Below are 649 nucleotides of genomic sequence, written 5' to 3'. Positions count from 1 at the left end.
CCTTTTACTTCTCCCCAAGATTGGCTACCTATTATAATGTCTTGCACTTGTTTTATAGTAAAACCTGAAACTCGATCTAGAGGAAGGTTATTGTTACCATAAAAAACTCTTTGATTGATATTGTCAGTTAAATCATAAAAGGCGGGAGTATAAAAATTATCATCTGTGTCAGCATTTGTTAATTGAATTCTTTGAAAATTTGGCCCTTCAACTCTATTTGCACGATATTGTTGATTAGGATATCCCAACCTCTGATACCTCAATTTTGTCAAAGTTATTTCAACTGCTCTTGCCCAGGACTCCAATGTTCTCTTTGCGCTTTTGTATTTTTCAGTTTCTGTAGACGACGCCCATACCTCAGGGTCTAAATATGCTTTCCAAACAAGACTATTGTAAGCAGAAGGACTCATTTCGTGATGAGCAGAATGTGTTAGTTCGTGAATAGTTGTACCGTACATTATTTCTGACGGAGCCCCATCAACTCGAAGATATATAGCAGGTAAAATTCCCCAATTTGCAATTTGATTCATATGTACGGAACTGTTCCATGTATCAAATGTGGCTATTTTCATTTGTCTTCTATAAAGACTGTTTAATTGAGGTCTTTCTAGACCTAAAATGTCTTTGTAGTAATAATCGTGAGCTTCTT

General features: G+C 35.7%; 1 protein-coding gene. It reads right to left on the bottom strand.

The window, feature by feature from the left end; all coding sequences use genetic code 11:
* Nucleotides 1-649: hypothetical protein (locus tag FHK88_RS12240; protein WP_227431008.1), on the bottom strand; the 649-nt coding region annotated here is incomplete at both ends.

It is taken from the genome of Psychrobacter sp. I-STPA6b (genome assembly GCF_020662265.1).
GTDB lineage: Bacteria > Pseudomonadota > Gammaproteobacteria > Pseudomonadales > Moraxellaceae > Psychrobacter.
This window is presented reverse-complemented; position numbering and strand designations above follow the sequence as displayed.